General features: G+C 71.6%; 16 protein-coding genes and 1 pseudogene. 7 read left to right on the forward strand and 10 right to left on the reverse strand.

Annotated features, from left to right (window positions below; all coding sequences use genetic code 11):
- Window positions 1–155 precede the first annotated feature (155 nt).
- Window positions 156–1,553: a signaling protein gene (locus tag AB0M99_RS03485; RefSeq protein ID WP_365916969.1), complete on the reverse strand. Its 1,398-nt coding sequence runs from the start codon at window positions 1,551–1,553 to the stop codon at window positions 156–158.
- A gap of 547 nt (window positions 1,554–2,100) precedes the next feature.
- Between AB0M99_RS03485 and AB0M99_RS03490 the strand changes: the two genes are divergently transcribed.
- Entirely contained in the window at window positions 2,101–3,570 is a 1,470-nt protein-coding gene (locus AB0M99_RS03490; protein WP_365916970.1) for an MFS transporter, read from the forward strand.
- Between the two features lie 104 nt (window positions 3,571–3,674).
- On the opposite strand, the gene AB0M99_RS03495 is transcribed toward AB0M99_RS03490, so the two are convergent.
- Complete coding sequence (locus AB0M99_RS03495; protein WP_365916971.1) at window positions 3,675–4,781, reverse strand: amidohydrolase family protein; 1,107 nt, start codon at window positions 4,779–4,781, stop codon at window positions 3,675–3,677.
- 25 nt (window positions 4,782–4,806) lie between these two features.
- Complete coding sequence (locus AB0M99_RS03500; RefSeq protein ID WP_365916972.1) at window positions 4,807–6,111, reverse strand: cytochrome P450; 1,305 nt, start codon at window positions 6,109–6,111, stop codon at window positions 4,807–4,809.
- 187 nt (window positions 6,112–6,298) lie between these two features.
- Here AB0M99_RS03500 and AB0M99_RS03505 point away from each other — a divergent pair, with 187 nt between their 5' ends.
- The gene (locus tag AB0M99_RS03505) at window positions 6,299–6,877 is read left to right on the forward strand and encodes a hypothetical protein (RefSeq protein WP_365916973.1); all 579 of its coding nucleotides are present in this window, start codon (window positions 6,299–6,301) and stop codon (window positions 6,875–6,877) included.
- A gap of 14 nt (window positions 6,878–6,891) precedes the next feature.
- Here the strand turns inward: AB0M99_RS03505 and AB0M99_RS03510 are convergent, their stop codons facing one another.
- Entirely contained in the window at window positions 6,892–8,526 is a 1,635-nt protein-coding gene (locus AB0M99_RS03510) for a multicopper oxidase domain-containing protein (RefSeq protein ID WP_365916974.1), read from the reverse strand.
- Between the two features lie 181 nt (window positions 8,527–8,707).
- Entirely contained in the window at window positions 8,708–9,244 is a 537-nt protein-coding gene (locus AB0M99_RS03515) for a hypothetical protein (RefSeq protein WP_365916975.1), read from the reverse strand.
- Window positions 9,245–9,426: 182 nt separating this feature from the next.
- Here AB0M99_RS03515 and AB0M99_RS03520 point away from each other — a divergent pair.
- Window positions 9,427–9,950 (forward strand): annotated as a pseudogene (locus tag AB0M99_RS03520) (helix-turn-helix domain-containing protein); the annotation flags it as partial.
- Between the two features lie 106 nt (window positions 9,951–10,056).
- Complete coding sequence (locus AB0M99_RS03525; RefSeq protein WP_365916976.1) at window positions 10,057–10,314, forward strand: hypothetical protein; 258 nt, start codon at window positions 10,057–10,059, stop codon at window positions 10,312–10,314.
- Between the two features lie 17 nt (window positions 10,315–10,331).
- Here AB0M99_RS03525 and AB0M99_RS03530 read toward each other — a convergent pair whose 3' ends face one another.
- On the reverse strand, window positions 10,332–10,727 hold the full coding sequence (locus tag AB0M99_RS03530) for a RidA family protein (protein WP_365917157.1): 396 nt from the start codon (window positions 10,725–10,727) through the stop codon (window positions 10,332–10,334).
- Between the two features lie 136 nt (window positions 10,728–10,863).
- Between AB0M99_RS03530 and AB0M99_RS03535 the strand changes: the two genes are divergently transcribed.
- A complete protein-coding gene (locus tag AB0M99_RS03535; protein WP_365916977.1) occupies window positions 10,864–11,838 on the forward strand; it encodes a WYL domain-containing protein in 975 nt (324 codons plus the stop codon).
- 37 nt (window positions 11,839–11,875) lie between these two features.
- Here AB0M99_RS03535 and AB0M99_RS03540 read toward each other — a convergent pair whose 3' ends face one another.
- Window positions 11,876–12,901 (reverse strand): endonuclease/exonuclease/phosphatase family protein, encoded by a 1,026-nt coding sequence (locus tag AB0M99_RS03540; protein WP_365916978.1) that lies wholly within the window; start codon window positions 12,899–12,901, stop codon window positions 11,876–11,878.
- An 86-nt stretch (window positions 12,902–12,987) separates the two neighbouring features.
- On the opposite strand from AB0M99_RS03540, the gene AB0M99_RS03545 reads away from it, so the two are divergent.
- Complete coding sequence (locus AB0M99_RS03545) at window positions 12,988–13,701, forward strand: response regulator transcription factor (protein ID WP_365916979.1); 714 nt, start codon at window positions 12,988–12,990, stop codon at window positions 13,699–13,701.
- A 10-nt stretch (window positions 13,702–13,711) separates the two neighbouring features.
- Window positions 13,712–14,806: a HAMP domain-containing sensor histidine kinase gene (locus tag AB0M99_RS03550; protein WP_365916980.1), complete on the forward strand. Its 1,095-nt coding sequence runs from the start codon at window positions 13,712–13,714 to the stop codon at window positions 14,804–14,806.
- Between the two features lie 12 nt (window positions 14,807–14,818).
- On the opposite strand, the gene AB0M99_RS03555 is transcribed toward AB0M99_RS03550, so the two are convergent.
- From AB0M99_RS03555 to AB0M99_RS03565, 3 genes are all read right to left on the reverse strand, one after another.
- Entirely contained in the window at window positions 14,819–15,694 is an 876-nt protein-coding gene (locus AB0M99_RS03555) for a hypothetical protein (protein WP_365916981.1), read from the reverse strand.
- Window positions 15,695–15,815: 121 nt separating this feature from the next.
- Window positions 15,816–16,697, reverse strand: coding sequence for an ABC transporter substrate-binding protein (locus AB0M99_RS03560; protein ID WP_365917158.1), 882 nt, complete (start codon window positions 16,695–16,697; stop codon window positions 15,816–15,818).
- A 109-nt stretch (window positions 16,698–16,806) separates the two neighbouring features.
- Window positions 16,807–18,870 (reverse strand): ABC transporter permease subunit, encoded by a 2,064-nt coding sequence (locus AB0M99_RS03565; RefSeq protein WP_365916982.1) that lies wholly within the window; start codon window positions 18,868–18,870, stop codon window positions 16,807–16,809.
- Between the last annotated feature and the right edge of the window lie 49 nt (window positions 18,871–18,919).

Raw genomic sequence — 18,919 nt, forward strand, 5'->3', positions numbered from 1 at the left:
CGTGCGTCGCGCGCCACCCCCGTGTTGACGAACGGAGTTTCGTGCGGGTCGCGTCGGGGGCGTACTGCCCGGACTGACGGACGGGTCGGTCTCCCGCTCGTGGCGTGGGAGACCGACCCGTCCCGAGGCTCAGGGGCCGATCCCCCTGGAAGCGGTCAGCTGGTGAAATAGCCGCCGTCGAGGCCTATCCAGCCGGTGAGCTTGCGCTGGTCGTAGACGTGCAGCGAGCCGTCGGAGAGGACCTCCCAGCGGACGGTGAGGGAGTCGGAGACCCCGGCACCGCTCACCTGGCCGATCAGGCCCTGGGTCCGGTTGGGGCGGATGTGCGGCGGGAGAGTGAGGATCTTCTCCCCGTTCGTCCACGCGGCGCCGTCGACGCGGGACAGCCGCAGGTGCAGGTCGATGCGGTTGCCCAGCTGGCGGTACTGCGGCACGTAGTTGCCGGAGTTGGGGACGTAGACGGCGGTGTCGTAGTCCAGATTGGTCCACGGGACGTGGTCGCTGGTGCCGTCGGTGGTGCTGGTGATGCCGTAAAGGGCCATGCGGCGCGGTCCTGGTTCTTGGGTGGCGAAACCGAACACAAGCTGCGGCCCGTTGGACGTCGGGCGGACAGTGATGGATTCGGTCTCGCGGTGGGAAAGGTCGAGAGCGGTGGCGTTGAAGCGTCGCTCGATCATCTGGCCGGTGACGACGTCGTAGACGTTCCACCAGGAGTTGCCGGGAGCCGGGTTGGTGGGCCCGTAGGCGTTGCCCTCGTTCTGATAGACGAGGTCCCCGTACAGGCACCACGACTGGGTGCGGTAGCAGGACGGGAAGGTGTACAGCGGCGTGAACGCGCGGCGCTTGAAGGCGGCGAGGTCGTAGATGCGGTACTCCCCGGCGCCGGAGGCGTGGCGCACACCGATCCGGCCGTGTTCGACGTCCAGGGACGGCGTGATGCCGGAGGCCCCCGGTACGGGGTCGAACACCTCGATCTGGCTGCTTCCCGCGTCGAGGATGGCGCCGGGCGTGAACGCGACACGGCCGATGCGCTTGCCGTAGGCGAAGCCGCTGCTGACGGGGGCGGCGTCGGTCTCCAGCCACAGCCAGGTGCGGTCGTCGGCATGCTCTACGCCGAGTCCGCCGCCGTGGCCGAAGCCCCTCAGGTACATGACGGCGCGGACCGTGCCGTCGGCGGTGACCTCGTTGATGCACAGGTCACCGCGGCGGTCGCGATCGGCGCCGGGTACGGGAGCGGGCTCGTCCGCCAGCTGGCGACCGTCGCTGATGAGCTGCGTCACGTAGGCCAGGCCGGTCACCGCATCGAAGGCGACCTGCTGGTGCACCCTGCCCTGGGTGAGTCGGATCTCCTTGGAGAACAGATCGACGGGCTCGGCTCGCAGATCGAACCTGTTCTGCGTGCTCCGGCTGCCAGTCGGCAGGCGCTCGCCGATGGGGCCGTCCACGAGGGCGTCCTGCTGGCCGGCTGCCAGTGCGGTTCCGGCGGGGGCGAGGACCGGGGCGGCTGCCGCGGCGGCCACGGCACCGAGGACGGTGCGGCGGGTCAGTGACATGGCAGGAGCTCTTCGCCGGTCGGCTGCGCCGATGTCGCGGAGGCGGCCCGGGCCACGGGGCCGGGGACCACGGTCCAGGCGGTGGTGTCCGCCGCAGTCTTCAACGAGCTGCGGCACGGTATGTAGGCGGACCGAATGGTCATGTGCGGGCAAACTCCCTTCGAGGATCATCACCTGTACGGTGCGGTGTTCTTGGCACGCCGAATCGAGGGGGCATTGGCCCGATCTTGAACGCCTCTGGCGGCTCGGGTCAGAGTAGTTGATGTTGAACGGATGGTGTTCCGCAGGTGACCGGGGAGTCCCGGTGGTGCCGATGTCGGGTGCGCAGTGGGCCGGTTGGCCGGGAAATGCCCTTGTCTGCCCGATCGCTCACGAACGTCCCTTGACGCCCGCCCCCTCGGCGCGCACCGCCAACCGGTGCGGGCCGCCGTAGCGGGCGCCGGTCACCCGGTTGCCGCGCGTCTGGGACGGCGGTCGCGTGCGGGGGCAGACATGCGGTGGGGGTTGTTCCCGACCCGAACCCCGTCCACCGCCCCGGAGGAACCCCATGGCAAGTGCTCCGCCCGCGATCGGCACCGAACCCGCGCCGTCCGCGCGCCGCGGCGCGCGGACGGCGATGATCCTGTTGATCGCCTGCGCGGCCCAGTTCATGGTCGTGCTGGACGTCTCCATCGTGAACGTCGCCCTCGCGGACATGAAGACCTCACTCGGCCTGAGCCCGGCCGGCCAGCAGTGGATCGTCAACGCCTACACCCTCGGCTTCGCCGGGCTGCTGCTCCTGGGCGGCCGGGCCGCCGACCTGGTCGGCGCCCGCCGCACCTTCATGGTCGGCCTCTGCATCTTCACCGCCGCCTCGCTCACCTGCGGACTCGCCGACGACGGCACGACGCTGATCGCGGCCCGGGCCGTCCAGGGCCTCGGGGGTGCGGTCCTCGCCCCCGCGACCCTGACGCTGATCATGACCACCTTCACCGAGCCCCGCGCCCGCACCCGCGCGATGGGTGCCTGGAGCTCGGTCAACGCCGTCGGCGGCGCGGCCGGCGCGGTGGTCGGCGGGCTCCTGACCGAGTACACCGGCTGGCGCTGGGTCTTCTTCGTCAACGTGCCCATCGGCATCGCGATCCTCGCCGCCGCGTTCCTCTACGCGCCCGCCACGCACGGCAGCCGCGGCGGGCTGAGCCGCCTGGACCTGCCGGGCGCGCTGTCGGTCACCGTCGGCCTGACCGCCCTGGTCTACGGGATCATCTCCACCGAGAGCTCGTCCTGGGCCTCCCCCCAGGTCTGGGCGGCGCTCGCCGCCGGCATCCTGCTCCTGGCCGCCTTCGTCGTCATCGAGTCGAAGGTCGCCGCCCCGCTGGTCCCCCTCGCCGTCCTGCGCCGCCGTACCCTGGCCATCGCCAACCTGGTCATGATCTGCGTGGGCTCCGCCATGTTCGCGATGTGGTTCCTGCTCTCCCTCTACATGCAGCAGGTGCTCGGCTTCAGCGCCCTGAAGGCCGGCCTGTTGTTCCTGCCCGGCTGCTTCGCGGTCATCCTCGGCACCCGGACCTCCACCCACCTCGTGCGCCGCATCGGCCCGCGCCCCCTGCTGGTCACCGGCATGGCCGTCAGCACCTTCGGCTTCCTGTGGCTCTCGCGCATCGCCGTCGGGGGCTCCTTCACCACCGACGTGGCCGCGCCGTTCGTGCTCTGCGCCCTCGGGCTGGGGATGTCCATGCTGCCCGTCACCGCCGCAGCCACCACCGGCATCCAGCCGCGCGAAGCGGGACTGGCCTCGGGGCTGGTCAACACCTCCCGCCAGGTCGGCGGCGCACTCGGCCTCGCGATCCTCGCCGCCATCGCCTCCCGGGCCGTCGGCGGCCACGTCAGCCCCGGGGTGCAGGCCCTCACCGCCGGCTACGGCCACGCCTTCCTCTTCGCCGCCCTCTTCACCTCCGGTGCGGCCGTCGGCTCCCTCTTCCTCCCCGGCCGCCCCGCCCCGGCGGGCCCCGGCGCCACGCCCGACGGGCCGCGGTGACCGGCTCGTAGCCGTCGCAGGCCGCAGGCCCCGTACCCCGTACCCCGTACGCGCCGGACCCCGCGCCCGACCGGGCGCGGGGTCCGGTCGCGGTCCCGGCGGGGTCAGACCGTTGCCAGCTGTGGAATCAGGCGCAGGGCGTTCTCGCGGTAGATCCCCCTCAGCTGCTCGGGGGTGAAGGCCGGGTCCGCCTCCAGAGCGGGGAGCGCCAGGTCCGTGACCGTGTCCGCGGGGGCGGCGGGCCAGTCGGTGCCGAAGAGGATGCGGTCGGCGGGCACATGGGCGAGGAGCGTCGCGGCCGGCGCCATGGGCCCTGCCGTGTCGTAGTAGAAGCGTGCCAGGTGGTGGCGGACGGCGGCGGGGTCGACCGGCGGGTCGCAGAACCGTCCGAGGGCCTGGAGGCGGTGGGCGATGTACGGCAGGAACCCGCCGGCGTGGGGCAGGATGACGGAGATGTCGGGGAAGCGGTCCAGGGTCCTCCTGCTGATCATGTTGACGGCGGCCCGGGTGGTGTCCAGCAGGAAGTCGCACATGAAGTTGGGGATGCCGGGAACCGTCATCGCCCCGGGCCGGCCCCCCGGCAGGTGGTGCGGATGGGTGTCCACCACGGCCGAGAAGTCGTTCAGCTCGGCGAAGATCTGGTCGTAGGCGGGATCTCCGAGGTACACGCCCCCGTAATTGGCCGTCACGTTCACGCCGACGGCGCCGAGTTGCCCGAGTCCGCGGCGCACGGCCCACGAGGATGCTTCGAGGTCGTCCAGGAACAGCGGGACGTAGAACGAGAACCTGGCCGGATGCTCCTGCGCCACGTTCATCATCGAACGCAGGGTGATGTTGACGGCTTCGCGGAGCTGCGCCGATGAACGGTAGCGCGCGGGCAGCATGGGTTTGAGCACGGCCGTCCCGATCCCCGCGGCGTCCATGAAGCGGACGGCGTCCTCGGCGCCGAGGTGCGCCCATCGGGGCAGCTGTGCGGGATCGATCAGCCCGTGCTGTGCGGCCCACTCGCGCCATTCCGGAGCGCAGAAGTGGTGGTGCATGTCGATCTTCGGCTGAGCTCCCTGCCCGTGGTCCGGGTCCCCGGGCGCGGCGCCGCCTGCCGCGGGTACCTCGCGCACCTGCTCTCCGGCGCCCACGACGGCTGGGACCGGCACCTTGTCCGCGGACAGCTCCTCGAAGTTCAGGCCGGACGTGCTCCCGGAATTGGGCATGCCGTTCCACCACCCATCGGTTCGTTTACTTGACGGAGACCGTCGGCGTCATGGCCAGGTCCTCGATCGGCCGCGACGGCTCCAGGACGACGTGGAGCCGCTCCAGCCCCCGGAACGCCGCGACGGGGCCCTTGAGCCAGGCCGCGCCGCTCTCCTCCTCGTCGGCCAGCTCCATCTCGGGGAACTCCCGGAGCAGGCAGGCGAGCGCGATCTCGAGTTCGAGCCGTGCCAGCGGGGCTCCCAGGCAGTAGTGCGTCCCGTGCCCGAAACCCAGGTGCGTCCCCTGGATCCCCTCGCGGGTCACGTCCAGGACGTCGGCGGACTCGAACTTCTCGTGGTCCCGGTTCGCCGAGGAGATCGCGATCTGGACGAGAGTGCCCCTGGGGATCACGGTTCCCCGGATTTCGGCTTCCTCGGCCGCGTACCGGAACGTCGAGGTCTCGACCGATCCGTCGAACCGTACGAGTTCCTCGACCGCGCCGGGGATCAGGGACGGATCCCTGCGGAGCTTCTCCAGCTGGTCGGGGTTGAGGAGGAGGTCGAGGACGGAGTTTCCGATCTGGAAGGCCGTGGTCTTGTGGCCGGCGAAGAACAGGACCCACATCGACGCGACCAGGTCCGCGTCGTCGAGCCCTTCCTCCGCGGTGATGAGGTCGCTGAGGAAGCAGTCCGACGGGTTGGCCCGCATGTGGGAGACCATCTGTCCCAGGCGCTTCTGCAGCCACTCCTCGGCCGCCTTCAGTTCCGCCTTCAGCTTGGGGTTGAACCTGGACCGCGTCACCACCCCGAACTGCTCCAGGATCTCGGGACGGTCGGATTCCTCGATCCCCAGCAACTCGCAGAGGACCGCGACGGGAAGCGGGAACGCCAGGGAGGACATCAGGTCGACCGCGTTGCGCTTGCGGCATTCCTTCAGGAGGCCCTCGGTGATCTCCGTGATCCGTGCTCGCATGTCCTCCACCCGCCGGGGGGTGAAGGCGCTCCTGAGGACGCGGCGGAGCCGCGTGTGGCGCGGCGGGTCCGAGAAGAGCACGTTGTCGTCCAGCGCGTCGAAGAAGCTGCCGAACACCGCGTGGTACGTGTCCATGGCCCCGCGCATGTTCTTGCTGAAGCGCCGGTCCGACAGGGCGTCACGGGCGTCGTCGTAGCGGGTGATGAGGTAGGTGTCGACCCCGTGCGGAGGCGTCAGGCGGCAGACCGGTGCCTGCTCGCGCAGGGCGGCGTAGGCGGGGTAGGGGCATGCGCGGAACTCCGGCGCGCCCCTGGACACGGCCGACACGAGGTCCTGCAGCGGCTGGCCGCCGTTCGGTGCCGCATTCTCCTGCGCCATGTTCCGCGTCCCTTCGGGGCATCGGTGTTCTGTGGACTGGACACACCGGTTCCCCGCGCGGACCGCCCGCGAAACGGTCCTTGGTTCCTTCGAGGCAGGGGGTCAGCCGTCCGGTCCGGCCGTGTGGCGGGCCCGGCGGACGCGGGACATCCTGCTCGCTACGAGCCCTTCACCGAGGAGTCCGCGCATGGTCCGCAGTCCCGCCCCGGCCCTCGCAGCGGCCGCCGCCCTCGCCTTCGCGGCCGCCGCCGCCCCGGCCTCCGCGTCCCCTGCCGGCATCGACACCGGCAGGGCGAGCGCCCAGCGCGCGGTCGTCTACCGCGCCACCGCCCCGTTCCAGCGGCATGCCGCCGCGGTGAAGGCGGGCTACGTCCCGGACAAGTACTGCGTCGTGGACCGGGCGGGGTCGGGCGCCCTCGGCTACCCGCACTTCAACCACGCGTACGACAACTCCGTCGACCCGGCGAAGCCCGCCGCCCTCTACTACGAGGACGACGGGCACGGGGGCAAACGCCTCCTCGGCGTCCAGTGGGTCGTCTACGACCGCGACCAGGACACGGGGACGGACGATGACCGACCGACGCTGCTCGGCAGGCCCTTCACCGGCCCGCATCGCGGCAACTTCCCCGGTCAGCCCGTCCACTACGCCCTGCACCTGTGGCTCTGGAAGAAGAACCCCTCGGGGACCTTCGCGACGTACAACCCGGCGGTCACCTGCCTGCCCGGTACGACCCGGCCGAAGCCCCCCGCGAGCCCGTCCCCCTGACGGGGCCGGCCGACCTAGTGCCGGTGCGAGCCGGACGCGGGCGGTGGATTCGGCGCGGCCGCCGGCCCGCCGGGGTCGACGACCGCGAACTGGCCCATCATGCCCTTGTCCTCGTGGTACAGCAGGTGGCAGTGGTACATGTACGGGGTGTCCGGGTCCGCGGGGCCGTCGAAGCGCATGGCGATGCTGACCGTCGAACCCGAGGGGACGAAGACGGTGTCCTTCGGACCGCGCAACGAGGGCGGCGGGGCGGCGCCGTTGACGTCGAGGATGCGGAACTGCACGTCGTGGACGTGGAAGTTGTGCGGCATCCCGTCGTCGTTGCGCAGCGTCCAGGTCTCGGCCGTGCCGCGGGTGACCGTCTCGTCCACGCGGGACATGTCCATCTTCCGGCCGTTGATGCCGGACATCTTGAGCTCGAAGAAGCGGCTGCGGACCGAGTCCTGGCCCGTGGGCAGCGTCGATGCCACCAGCGCGCCCGGCAGCTCCGCCGAGGGCCTCAGGGTGGGCGCCGCGCGCAGCTGCATCACGTCGAAGGAGTCGTCGCCGCCCCCGAAGCGCTGGTTCCAGAAGTCAAGGCCCGCGTCCAGGGGGTGGGAGCGCAGGACCGTCCGCTCGCCCGGCTGCATCCGTACGACGATCTCCGCGCGCTCCCCCGGCGACAGGCGCAGGCGGTCGGTCGCGTACGGGGCTTCGAGGAGGCCGCCGTCCGAGGCGATCTGCCGGAAGGTGCGGCCGTCGTCGAAGCCGAAGGTGTACACGCGGGCGGTGGAAGCGTTCAGCAGGCGCAGCCGGACCAGTTCGTCCCGGACGGTGGCGTACGGGTCCAGGGTGCCGTTGACCATCGTCCGGTCGCCGAGGAATCCGACGTTGCGCATCAGTTCGTGGCCGTGGTCGAGCTTCGCGCCGTCGAAGGTCACGTCCTGGACGATGACCGGTATGTCGTCGATCCCGTACGTCCTGGGCAGGGGCAGGGCCGCGGACTCCGCGTCGTCCAGGAGGAACAGGCCCGCGAGTCCGCGCTGGACGTGCGTCTCGGTCGCGCCGTGCGGGTGTGGGTGGTACCAGAGGGTCGAGGCCGGCTGGTCGACCTTCCACTCGGGGGCCCAGCTGCCGCCCGCCGGCACCATCTGGTGCGGGCCGCCGTCCATCGCGGCGGGCAGGTGCATGCCGTGCCAGTGGACGGTGGATTCCTCGGGCAGGGTGTTGGCCACCTTCACCCGGACCTTCTCGCCCTTGGCCGCGCGGAGGGTGGGGCCGAGGTAGCTGCCGTTGAATCCCCAGGTCGGGGTCTTGGTCCCGGGGGTGAACTCGGTCTCCCCCGCCTGCATCCGCAGGTCGAAGACACGGGTCCCGTCCGCCTCCACCGTGGACGCGGCGAGGGGCGGCACCGCGAGGGCGTTGCGGAAGTCCACCGCGCCGACGGTGGACACTTCGGCTCCGGTGTAGAGCCAGGTGAAGAGCGCGCCGATGACGAGGGCGAAGCCCCCGACCAGCGAGCCGACGATGAGCAGCGCCCGCTTCCAGCGCGGCATCGGGCGCTTGCCGCTGTTGTCTCTGTTGCCGCTGTTGTCTCTGTTGCCGCTGTTGTCTCTGTTGCCGCTGTTGTCTCTGTTGCCGCTGTTGCCCCTGCTCCCCATCTTCGCCATGTCCATGACGCTACGGAGGGCGCCCGCGCCCCACATCGGGGACCGACCCGGGGCCGACCCCGACACGGCCCCCGAGACGGTTCAGGGGCCCGGGTGCGGGTGCGGGCCCGGGTGCGGGTGCGGGCCCGAGTGCGGGCCCGAGTGCGGGTGCGACCGCCCGCGGATTTCGCGAGCGCCGGTTTCAGTCCTGTTCCGCGCTGGACAGTGCGCTGCTGATCAGGCGGGTGGCGGAGTCGCGGTCGCCCGTCATCCGGTTGATGTGCTCCGCCAGCAGGAGGGCGGTGGCCTCCAGGGCATTCATCTCGCCCTCGGTCCACTCCCCGTACTGCCGGCGCCACAGGCTGGGGCTCAGGCCCGTGGCCGCCGCGATGACCATCCCGGCCATGGTGGGGATGGCCTCGGGCCGGACGCTCCTGGACATCGTGCACATCGTGGCCACGAGGTTGGGCACCACGTACTCGATGACGTCCTTGTCGTGGTCCTCGTGCGTCTTCCGCAGCCACGTCATGAACATGTAGATGAGCGTGCAGGTGCCGTCGAGCAGGTCATCGACTCCCCCGGGCCCCAGGGACGCGATGAACTGGTCCATCAGCAGCCGCTGTTCGGGGCCGGAATCGGTGCTGCCGTCGTAGATCGCCTTGAGTCGGGAGTCGATCACCATGAGCGCCGCGCCCACATCGCCGGCCGGAGCGTACTGAGGGTCGTAGGACGATGGCACAGGATCCTCCCGGGTGACAGGGCGTGCAGCGACGCGTGTCCCCACGCTACGGCTGCCGAACGGGCCGGGTCCGGCGAATCCCGATGAAGGCTCCGATCTCCCTGTCCCCCGCCGGCGGTCAGCCGCGCACGTGCAGTCCGAAGCCCGTGCGGCCTGCTCGGCGAAGACGTCCGGGGTGAGCGTCCCGGCGTCGAAGGCCCGACCCGGCGGCCGTCGGCATCCCCACCGACAGCCGCCGCCGTGTCGAGGGGCTGCGCCGCGAGGAGGTCGCGCACCTGTCCGGAGTCAGCGTCGACTACTACGTGCGGCTGGAGCAGGGCCGCGCGACCCAGCCCTCCGAGCAGGTCCTCGACTCGCTCGCCCGCGTCCTCGGCCTCGACGAGACCGAACGCGGGCACCTGGGCCGGCTCGCCCGGCAGCGCCGCCGCCGTGTGAAGGCGCCTGGCGGAAGGGTCCGGCCGGAGCTGCTGCGGGTCCTCGACCTGGTCGCCGGCGCACCCGCGGCAAGGCGTACCGGCACCCGCTGGTCGGGGTGCTGGAGCTGCACCAGGAGAACTTCGCGCTGCCCGACGAATCGGGCATGGAGCTGCTGGTGCTCTCCGCGGCCCCCGGCAGCCCCGCCGAGGACGGGCTGCGCCTCCTCGCGGGCCTGGGCGCGGACAGCACCGACCCGCGGCCCGCGGTGAACGGCCCGCCGGTGAGGTGAACCTGTACCTCGGTTGGCGGCGGGGACGAGCGCCGGCACTGGCAGTACCCCGGGGCGCGCCCAAGACTCGTAGCCGGAGACAGACCCGAGTGAAGGGCAGCAGCCGATGCCGCAGGCCGAGGAGGAAGACGCCGCCGTGCGCCCGACCGGCGCGGCGGATCAGCGCCGCAACCGCGCCGGACACCTGCGGACCGCGATCCGGCGGACCAATCTGCTAGCGGCCTTCTTGGTGCTCACGGTCATGATGGTGGCCCTGTGGCTCATGGGCATGCCCTTCCTCCAGGCCCTCACGATCTCGACCGCGGTGAAGATCTCGGTAGCCCTCCTCGAACTCCGCAGACTGCCCGCCCCTCCCGACAGCTGACGCGGTCCGCGCCACGCTCACGCGACTGCGGTGCCCTCCAGTTCGACCATCTGCCCGGGGAGCGCGAGTCGCACCACTCCCAGCAGCGTGGAGGTCGGCGCCACGCCGGCGGCGCCCAGCCGCGCCGCCAGCACGCCGTAGTGCTGGAAGAGCAGGTCGACGTCGGTCGTGTAGACATTGAGCCGCACGAGGTTCGCGAGGGTCATGCCGGCCTCGCCGAGCACGGCCTCCAGGTTGTCGGTGCTCAGCGCCAACTGGGCTGCCATGTCACCGTCATGCTCGGGCTTGCCGTCGCCGCTCATCGCGGTCTGCCCCGAGATGTACAGCGTCCGGGTGTGCCCGGTGACGACCTCGCCCTGGTTGAATCCGATCTCCTTCGACCACGTCACCGGGTTGATCGCCGTTCGTTCCATCGCCACGTCAGCTCCATTCGATTCATGGGAAGTACGTACGTCCATCGGCTCGGTGGCCACCGGCTCCGACGTCGTGTGAACGAGCCTCGCAACAGATCACGACACCCTCTGTCATGTATTCCGATAAAGTTCTCGGATGCGCGCCGACCGGCTGGTCTCTCTGGTGCTCCTGCTGCGCCAGCGCGGCCGCCTGACGGCGGACACGCTGGCCCGCGAGCTGGAGGTGTCCACCCGCACTGTGCTGCGCGACATCGAGGCGCTGTCCGCGGCCGGGGTCCCGGTCTACGCCGAACGCGGCAGGCACGGCGGTTTCGCGCTGTCGCCCGGTTTCCGTACCGAGCTCATCGGGCTGAACCACGACGAGGCCCTCGCCCTGCTGACCGCCGGATCGGGGCGCGGAGAGCAGGTGTTCGGCCTCGGTTCGGCGCTCGCCTCGGCCATGCGGAAGGTGGTCGACGCACTGCCCGAGAGCCACCGGGCTTCCGCGAGCGACGCGGCTCAGCGGTTTCTCGTCGACCCGGAGACCGACCTTCTCTCCCGCCGGACGGTCACCGAGGAGGTTCCCCGCACCACCATGGTCGAGGTCAGGCGCGCCGTGCTCGCCGGACACAAGCTGCGCATCCACTACGCGGCCACGGGCCAGGCACCCCAGTGGCGCACGGTCGACCCGATCGGCCTGGTCACCGTGCGCGACCGGGCCTACCTGCTGGCCACGCGAGCCGGTGCGGACCGCACGTACCGGCTGTCGCGGGTGCTGGCCGCCGAGGAACTCCCCGAAGCGGCGCAGCGGCCGAACCAGGTAGATCTGGACCGGATCTGGCGGGACCGCTCCGCCCGGTTCCTCTCCGTCGGCGACCACATCACCGTGCTGCTACGAGTGAACCCGGCGCGGCGGGAGGAACTGCTGGACACCGCGCTGGCCGTCCGCGCGGAGGAACCCGCCCCGGACGGCCGGCTGCGGCTGGAGGTGACCTTCCAGGATTTCCGGCACGCCGAATGGGCGCTGTGGCAGCTCGGCACGGACGCGGAAGCCCTGACCCCGCAGTCGTTGCGCACCCGCCTGCGCGACCGCGCCTCCGAGGTCGCGGCCCGCTACGGAGCCTCGCCGTGAGAGGCGGGAGCCCACGCCCACTCGTCCGGCCGTCCGTTCAGCTGATGGCGGCCGCCACCGGCAAGTGGTCGCTGCCGGTGGCAGGCAGCACCCACGAGTTCTTCGGCTCCACCCCGCGGACCAGGATCTGATCGATCCGCGCCACCGGGAACCTCGCCGGCCAGCTGAAGCCGAAGCCGTCCCCGGCCGCGTCCTGGGCCGAGCGCAGCCGCGAGGTGATGTCGTCGAACGCGCGGTCGCCCGTCGTGCCGTTCAGGTCGCCGAGCAGCACCACCCGCTCGTTGTGCTCGGCTGCGAGGGCCTCGGCGAGCGCCTTCGCGCCGCGGTCCCGGCTGCCCGTCCAGAAGCCGGTCCTGGGGAGCACGCGTACGGACCCGAGGTGGGCCACGTACACCGCGAGCGGCCCCTGGTCCGTGGCCACCGTGGTGCGCAGCGCCCGGTTGTAGGCCATCTTGACGTCGACCGGCTTGGTGTCGCCCAGCGGCCCGGCGTCCATCTTGATGTCGACCGGCCGGGTGTCCGACAGCGGCATCCTGCTCCACAACCCGACCGTGCCCTGCACCGTGTGGTACGGGTACGCCTTCTCCAGGCCCTCCTCGTAGAGCGGCTTCGCCTGCGGGGTGATCTCCTCCAGCGCCAGTACGTCCGCCCCGGAGGCGGCCAGATCGCGGGCGGTGCCGGCCGGGTCGGGGTTGCCGGCGTCGACGTTGTGGCTGACCAGGGTGAGGTCGCCGCCCGGGCGGGACTTGTCCCCGAGCAGCCCGCCGAAGAGGTTCAGCCACACCACGGACGGCAGGAGCAGCGCGAGCACCGCGGAGGCGGAGCGGCGCCGGAGGGCCGCGGCGAGGAGCACCGGGACGAGCAGGCCGAACCAGGGCAGGAAGGTCTCCACCAGGCTGCCGAGGCCCGCGCGGTCCGTGATCCCGGCGTGCAGCAGCATGAGCAGGCCGAGCAGCAGCGCCACCGCGGTGAGCACCCGGCCGCGCTTCCACGGCCCCGGTCGGGAGGCGGTGCGGATCGCCCGGCGGATCCTCGTTCGTACTGACGGCGGGTTTCGATACATGCCGCCAGTCAAGGCGGCGCCGTGTTGCCGGCACGTATGGGGTTTTCGATACGCCCGCGATATGTGCCGACTCGTAGCATCGATTCATGCGCGTGCTGATCGTCGAGGACGAACCCTTCATGGCGGAAGCCATCCGCGACGGCCTGCGCCTGGAAGCGATCGCGGCCGACATCGCGGGTGACGGCGACACCGCTCTGGAACTGCTGGGCAGCAACGCCTACGACATCGCTGTTCTCGACCGCGACGTTCCCGGACCCTCCGGCGACGAGATCGCCAGGCGCATCGTCGCCTCCGGCAGCGGCATGCCGATCCTCATGCTCACCGCGGCCGACCGTCTCGACGACAAGGCGTCCGGGTTCGCGCTCGGCGCCGACGACTACCTCACGAAGCCCTTCGAACTCCGGGAGCTCGTGCTCAGGCTCAGGGCGCTCGACCGCAGGCGCGCCCGCAGCAGGCCCCCCGTACGGGAGATCGCGGGGCTGCGGGTCGATCCGTTCCGGCGCGAGGTCTACCGGGACGGCCGCTTCATCGCGCTGACGAGGAAGCAGTTCGCCGTGGTCGAAGTCCTCGTCGATGCCGAAGGCGGTGTGGTCAGCGCCGAGGAACTCCTGGAACGCGCCTGGGACGAGAACGCCGACCCGTTCACCAACGCCGTACGCATCACCGTCTCGGCCTTGCGCAAGCGGCTCGGCGAACCCTGGGTCATCGCCACGGTGCCGGGCGTCGGCTACCGCATCGACGCCCGGCCGGAGGCCGGACGCGAGGGAGGCGAGGGAGATGGGAGGGCCGAGCGTGGATAGGGCGCCCGGGTTGAGCGTGCGCCTCAGACTCACCCTCAGCTATGCCGGATTCCTCATGCTGGCCGGCGTGCTGCTGCTCGCGGCGGTGTGGGTGTTCCTCCTGCGCTATGTCCCCGACCGTGCGATGCTCATCAACCCCCAGGACAAGCCCACGAACGGTGTCTTTCCCGTCCGCTCCGCCCTCCTGGACGTCTTCGCTCCGAGGGCGGCCGCGGTACTGGCGTTCCTGCTGGTGTTCGGTCTCCTGGGAGGGTGGCTCCTCGCGGGGCGCATGCTCGCCCCGCTGACCCGCATCACGGATGCCACGCGCATGGCCACGCACGGATCGCTCTCCCACCGGGTCCGGCTGCCGGGCCGCAAGGACGAGTTCCGCGAACTGGCCGACGCCTTCGACGCGATGCTCGAACGGCTCGAAGCGCACGTCGCCGAACAGCAGAGGTTCGCAGCCAACGCCTCTCACGAACTGCGCACCCCGCTCGCGATCTCGAAGGCACTTCTCGACGTGGCCCGCGCCGATCCGAACCGCGACACCGGTGAACTCATCGAACGCCTTCACGCCGTCAACACCCGGGCCATCGACCTCACCGAGGCACTGCTCCTGCTCAGCCGCGCCGACCAGGGAGCCTTCACCCTCGAATCCGTCGACCTGTCCCTCCTGGCGGAGGAAGCCACCGAAACGCTCCTCCCCCTCGCGGACCGGCGCGGCGTCACCCTCGTGACCAGCGGCGAGATCGCCCGCACCTTGGGATCGCCCGCGCTCCTGCTGCAGCTGACCACGAACCTCGTGCACAACGCGATCGTCCACAACCTTCCCGGGCAGGGCGCCGTGTGGGTCAAGACCACTGTCCGCCCCCGGACCGTGGTGCTCACCGTCGAGAACACCGGCGAGCAGGTCGCCCCGGAGCTGGCCGCGACGCTCACCGAGCCGTTCCAGCGCGGCGCCGAGCGCGTCCACACCGATCACGCCGGCGTCGGCCTCGGCCTGGCGATCGTCAAGACCATCACCCACGCGCACGCCGGAACGCTCACCCTCACCCCGCGCTCCGGCGGCGGGCTCCGGATCACCGTGGAGCTGCCCGCGGCAGCCGCGCACGACCACCCGTAGGGCGCCCCGGCCTCAGGACCCGTCGTAGACCTTCCGCAGCTGGTACCGCTCCCCGGAATCCGGGGGACCGACGTGCTGGTAGAGCCGGGGCGTTACGTCGGTGCCGCCGACGCTCCACGCCCGCCGGGAACACCCCGGGACATCGATGCGGACCTTCTGGGTCCAGGCGTCCCGCCCGGGCTCGTACGACCAGGTACCGGAGCCCGAGCAGCGCCGGATCGGGTCGCCGGTGTGGTTGTCGGCTTCGGGGTCGCCGACGCCGGAGGCCGTGACACGGCCGTCCGGGGTGAAGACCAGATCTCCGCCCGTGTGGTCGACCCACGTACCGGTCATGGTCGCCGGACCGATCGTCGGCGGCTCGTACAGGGGCAGCTGGCGGGTGGTGAGCCCGAATGCGCCGAGGAGGCCGGTTCCCACCACCACCGCCGTGCCCCACAGGGCCACGTGCCGGACCAGCCGCGGGTGCCGGGGCCGGGCGACCACGCCGCCCAGCGTGAGCGATGCCGTGGCCACCGCCCAGAACACGAGCACGGGCTGCGTTTCCACGTCGTTGTACCCCGCCAAGATCCAGATCGGCGGCGCCACCAGGACCGCCACCGTCAGCGGCACCCACCACCACGCCTCGCGGCCGCCGATCCGGCGGCCGAGCAGGTCGGCCAGCGCCACGGCCGGCAGTACGAAGACCAGGGACAGGACGACCGCGATCACCGCGACGATCGTGCCGAAGGAGAACAGGGCCGCCACCAGGTCGGTGTAGTCGACGCGATGGTCCGGCGGCGGCTGCGTCCGGACGTACAGGAGGATCACCACGACGGTGAGCGCCACCTCCAGGCAGCCCACCAGCGCCGAGACCAGCAACATCCGGCCGTACGACCGTTTCTGATGCATGGTCAACCCCCCTCGTGGCACGGCGAAATGAACCCGTCCGCCCGACCGGCGACGTGGATCCATTCTGCCAGCCGGGCTGAACGCGTTCAATTCATTCTTCGTGCACGCCTGGCCCGGCGGGTCACTCCACCCAGGGCTTCCAGACGCCCTCGTTGCGCTCCACCCATTTCTTCGCCGCCTGCTGCGGGGACAGCTTCCCCTCGGCGATCATCAAGGACACCTCGTTCTGCTGCGCCTGGGTCCAGTGGAACTTCTTCAGGAAGTCGGCCGCCGCTCCCCCCGACTCCGCGAAGCGCGTGTTCAGGTACTTCTGCAACGGGGTGCGCGGATAGGCGCATGCCACCTTCTGCGGATCGTCGGCGCAGCCCTCGGTGTACTCGGGGAGCTTCACCTCGGTTATCGGGACGCGTTCGAAGAGCCACTGCGGCTCGTACCAGTACGTCAGGAAGGGCTTGTGCTCCTTGGCGAACTGCTTGATCTGGGTGATCTGCGCCGCCTCGGAGCCGGCGAAGACCACTTCGAAGTCCAGGCCCAGGTTCTTCACCAGCGCCTTGTCGTTCGTGACGTAGGACGGGGAGCCGTCCATCAGCTGGCCCTTGCCGCGGCTCTCGGGCGTGCGCAGCCGGTCGGCGTACTTGTCGAGGTTCTTCCAGTCGGTGACGTCGGGATGGGCCTCGGCGAAGTAGGTGGGGACGAACCAGCCGATGTGGCCGGTCACTCCCAGGTCTCCGCCGGGGGTGATGGTCTTCTTGCCCTCTACGTACCGCTTCTCCTGCTCGGGGTGGCCCCAGTCCTCCAGGATCGCGTCGACGCGCCCCTGGCTGAGGGCGTCCCAGGCGGGGACCTCGTCGACCTGGACGGTGTCCACCCGGTAGCCCAGCTCGTGTTCGAGGAGGTAGGAGGCGACGGCGGTGTTCGCCTGGGCCCCGACCCACGACTGGACGGAGAGGGTGACGGTCTTGGCGCCCTGTGCGGCGGCGTACGGGGAGGACTGGCGGGTCATGTCGGCGGCCCCGCAGCCGGTGAGGACGGCGAGGCCGGTCACGGCGGCGAGGACGGCCGCGCCGCGCCGGCGTCGGAGGCCGCGGCCCCGGCGTTGTGCGTCGCGCATGTCATGCCTCCTTGGCGGGCTGGGTGAGACGGTCGAGGAGCAGGCCGAGGCAGACGATCGCGGCGCCGGCGACCAGGCCGGTGGCCAGGTCGCCCTGCGCGAGGCCGAGGACGACGTCGTAGCCGAGGGCCCCGCCGCCGACCAGGCCGCCGATGATGACGACGGCGAGGACCAGTACCACAGCCTGGTTGACGGCCAGCAGCAACGCAGGCCGGGCCAAGGGGAGTTGGACTTGACGCAGTAGCTGCACGCGGGTGGCGCCGAGCGAGCGGGCGGACTCCATGACGGTCGGGTCCACCTCGCGCAGGCCCTGGACGGTGATCCGCACGACGGCCGGCAGCGCGTACACCACGGCGGCTGCGGCGGCCGGTGCGCGACCGACGCCGAACAGGGCGACCACGGGGATGAGGTAGACGAACTGCGGCAGGGTCTGGCACACGTCGAGGACGGGCCGGAGCAGTCGTTCGGCGCGGGCGCTGCGGGCGGCTCCCACGGCGATGGCGAAGCCCAGTACGAGCGTGACCGCGACGGCGGCCAGGACCTGGGAGAGCGTGTCCAGGGAGGCTTCCCACACGCCGAGCACCCCGACGGCGCCCAGGGCGAGGACGGCGGTGAGCGCGGTGCGCCAGGTGCCCGCGAGCAGGGCGAGCGCACAGGCCGCCAGCAGGAGCAGCCACCAGGGAGCGCCCTGGAGCCCGTTGCGCAGCGGGTCCAGTATCCAGCCGGTGAAGCGGGCGGCCCAGTCGGCGGTCCCGCCGACGACGGGTACGCCGGAGTAGAGGTGATCGGTCATCCAGGCGACGGCCGAGTTCACCGGATCGGCCAGGGGGACGGTCCAGGGCTCGGGCCACAGCGAGGTGCCTGCGATACGGCCGGCGACGGCGACGGCGACCGCCGCGAGGAAGGTGAGCAGGCGGCCGTACCAGCCCGAGAACACCTGGCGCAGCAGGTGCTGTTCGCGGGCGGGTACGGGGGCGGCGCCGATCCGGCGGCCGGCGGCATCGGCGGTGCGGTCGAGCACGACGGCGAGCAGGACGATCGGGATGCCGGCGGCCAGGGCGGCGCCGACATCCACGGAGGCGAGGGCCTGGTAGACGCGGTCACCGAGGCCGCCCGCGCCGATCACGGAGGCGATGACGGCCATGGACAGGCCCGTCATGATGGCCTGGTTGACGCCGAGCAGGAGTTGTCGGCGCGCGAGCGGGAGGCGGGCGGTCAGCAGCCGCTGGCGTCCGGTGGCACCCAGCGAGGCGGCGGCTTCCAGCACGCCCGCGTCGGCCTCGCGCAGGCCGAGGGCGGTGAGGCGGGCCATGGGCGGGGCGGCGTAGACCACCGTGGCGAGGACGGCGGCGGGCACGCCGATGCCGAAGACCAGCACCATCGGCAGCAGGTACGCGAAGGCCGGCAGGATCTGCATGGTGTCGAGTACGGGGCGCAGGGCGCGGCCGGCGCGCGGGGAGAGCCCCGCGGCGAGGCCCAGCAGGGCGCCGAGTACGACGGAGGCGGCGACGGCCACGACCATCAGCGCGAGGGTCTGCATGGTCGGCACCCACATGCCGAGCAGTCCGCAGACGGCGAAGGCGGCGGCGCAGGTCAGGGCGAGCCGGATGCCGGCGAGGCGCCAGGCGACCAGCGCGGCCAGGGCGGTGACCCCGGTCCAGCCGGCGGCGAGCAGGATCACGTACACCGCGCGTACGGACACCACGACGGCGTTGCTGACGTGGCCGAAGAAGTAGAGGAACAGCGGGTGGCTGTCGCGGTGGTCGATGATCCAGTCGCCGGCGCGGCCGAGCGGGCCGGACAGGTCGACGGCCAGGGCCGCGGGCCAGGTGCCGGCGCCCGGGAAGGCCAGGGCGAGCGGGACCAGCAGGGCGACGGCGACGCCCATCGGGATCAGGAATCCGCGGCGCGCGGCCGGGCCGGCCCAGGGTCTGCGGGGGCGGTCCTGCGGGGCGGCCGCGGCGCGGGAGGCACGCGGGCCGGCGGGCCGTTCGGAGGACTGCGGGGCTTCCGAAGGGGCGGCGGCGCTGGTGCCGGGCGGGGTGCGGGTCGGGATCGCGGTCATGCGCACCACCTCCGGGCGCCGGGGGCGGGGGCCGCGGGACGGGCGGGGC

Origin of the sequence: Streptomyces sp. NPDC051183 (assembly GCF_040682455.1) — a bacterium.
Lineage (GTDB): Bacteria > Actinomycetota > Actinomycetes > Streptomycetales > Streptomycetaceae > Streptomyces.

Bases quoted from the DNA above. Each gene is read 5' to 3' on its own strand.
- AB0M99_RS03485 (WP_365916969.1), bottom strand. From the start codon at position 1,553: ATGTCACTGACCCGCCGCACCGTCCTCGGTGCCGTGGCCGCCGCGGCA.
- AB0M99_RS03490 (WP_365916970.1), top strand. From the start codon at position 2,101: ATGGCAAGTGCTCCGCCCGCGATCGGCACCGAACCCGCGCCGTCCGCG.
- AB0M99_RS03495 (WP_365916971.1), bottom strand. From the start codon at position 4,781: ATGCCCAATTCCGGGAGCACGTCCGGCCTGAACTTCGAGGAGCTGTCC.
- AB0M99_RS03500 (WP_365916972.1), bottom strand. From the start codon at position 6,111: ATGGCGCAGGAGAATGCGGCACCGAACGGCGGCCAGCCGCTGCAGGAC.
- AB0M99_RS03505 (WP_365916973.1), top strand. From the start codon at position 6,299: ATGGTCCGCAGTCCCGCCCCGGCCCTCGCAGCGGCCGCCGCCCTCGCC.
- AB0M99_RS03510 (WP_365916974.1), bottom strand. From the start codon at position 8,526: ATGGCGAAGATGGGGAGCAGGGGCAACAGCGGCAACAGAGACAACAGC.
- AB0M99_RS03525 (WP_365916976.1), top strand. From the start codon at position 10,057: ATGCCGCAGGCCGAGGAGGAAGACGCCGCCGTGCGCCCGACCGGCGCG.
- AB0M99_RS03530 (WP_365917157.1), bottom strand. From the start codon at position 10,727: ATGGAACGAACGGCGATCAACCCGGTGACGTGGTCGAAGGAGATCGGA.
- AB0M99_RS03535 (WP_365916977.1), top strand. From the start codon at position 10,864: ATGCGCGCCGACCGGCTGGTCTCTCTGGTGCTCCTGCTGCGCCAGCGC.
- AB0M99_RS03540 (WP_365916978.1), bottom strand. From the start codon at position 12,901: ATGTATCGAAACCCGCCGTCAGTACGAACGAGGATCCGCCGGGCGATC.
- AB0M99_RS03545 (WP_365916979.1), top strand. From the start codon at position 12,988: ATGCGCGTGCTGATCGTCGAGGACGAACCCTTCATGGCGGAAGCCATC.
- AB0M99_RS03555 (WP_365916981.1), bottom strand. From the start codon at position 15,694: ATGCATCAGAAACGGTCGTACGGCCGGATGTTGCTGGTCTCGGCGCTG.
- AB0M99_RS03560 (WP_365917158.1), bottom strand. From the start codon at position 16,697: ATGACCCGCCAGTCCTCCCCGTACGCCGCCGCACAGGGCGCCAAGACC.
- AB0M99_RS03565 (WP_365916982.1), bottom strand. From the start codon at position 18,870: ATGACCGCGATCCCGACCCGCACCCCGCCCGGCACCAGCGCCGCCGCC.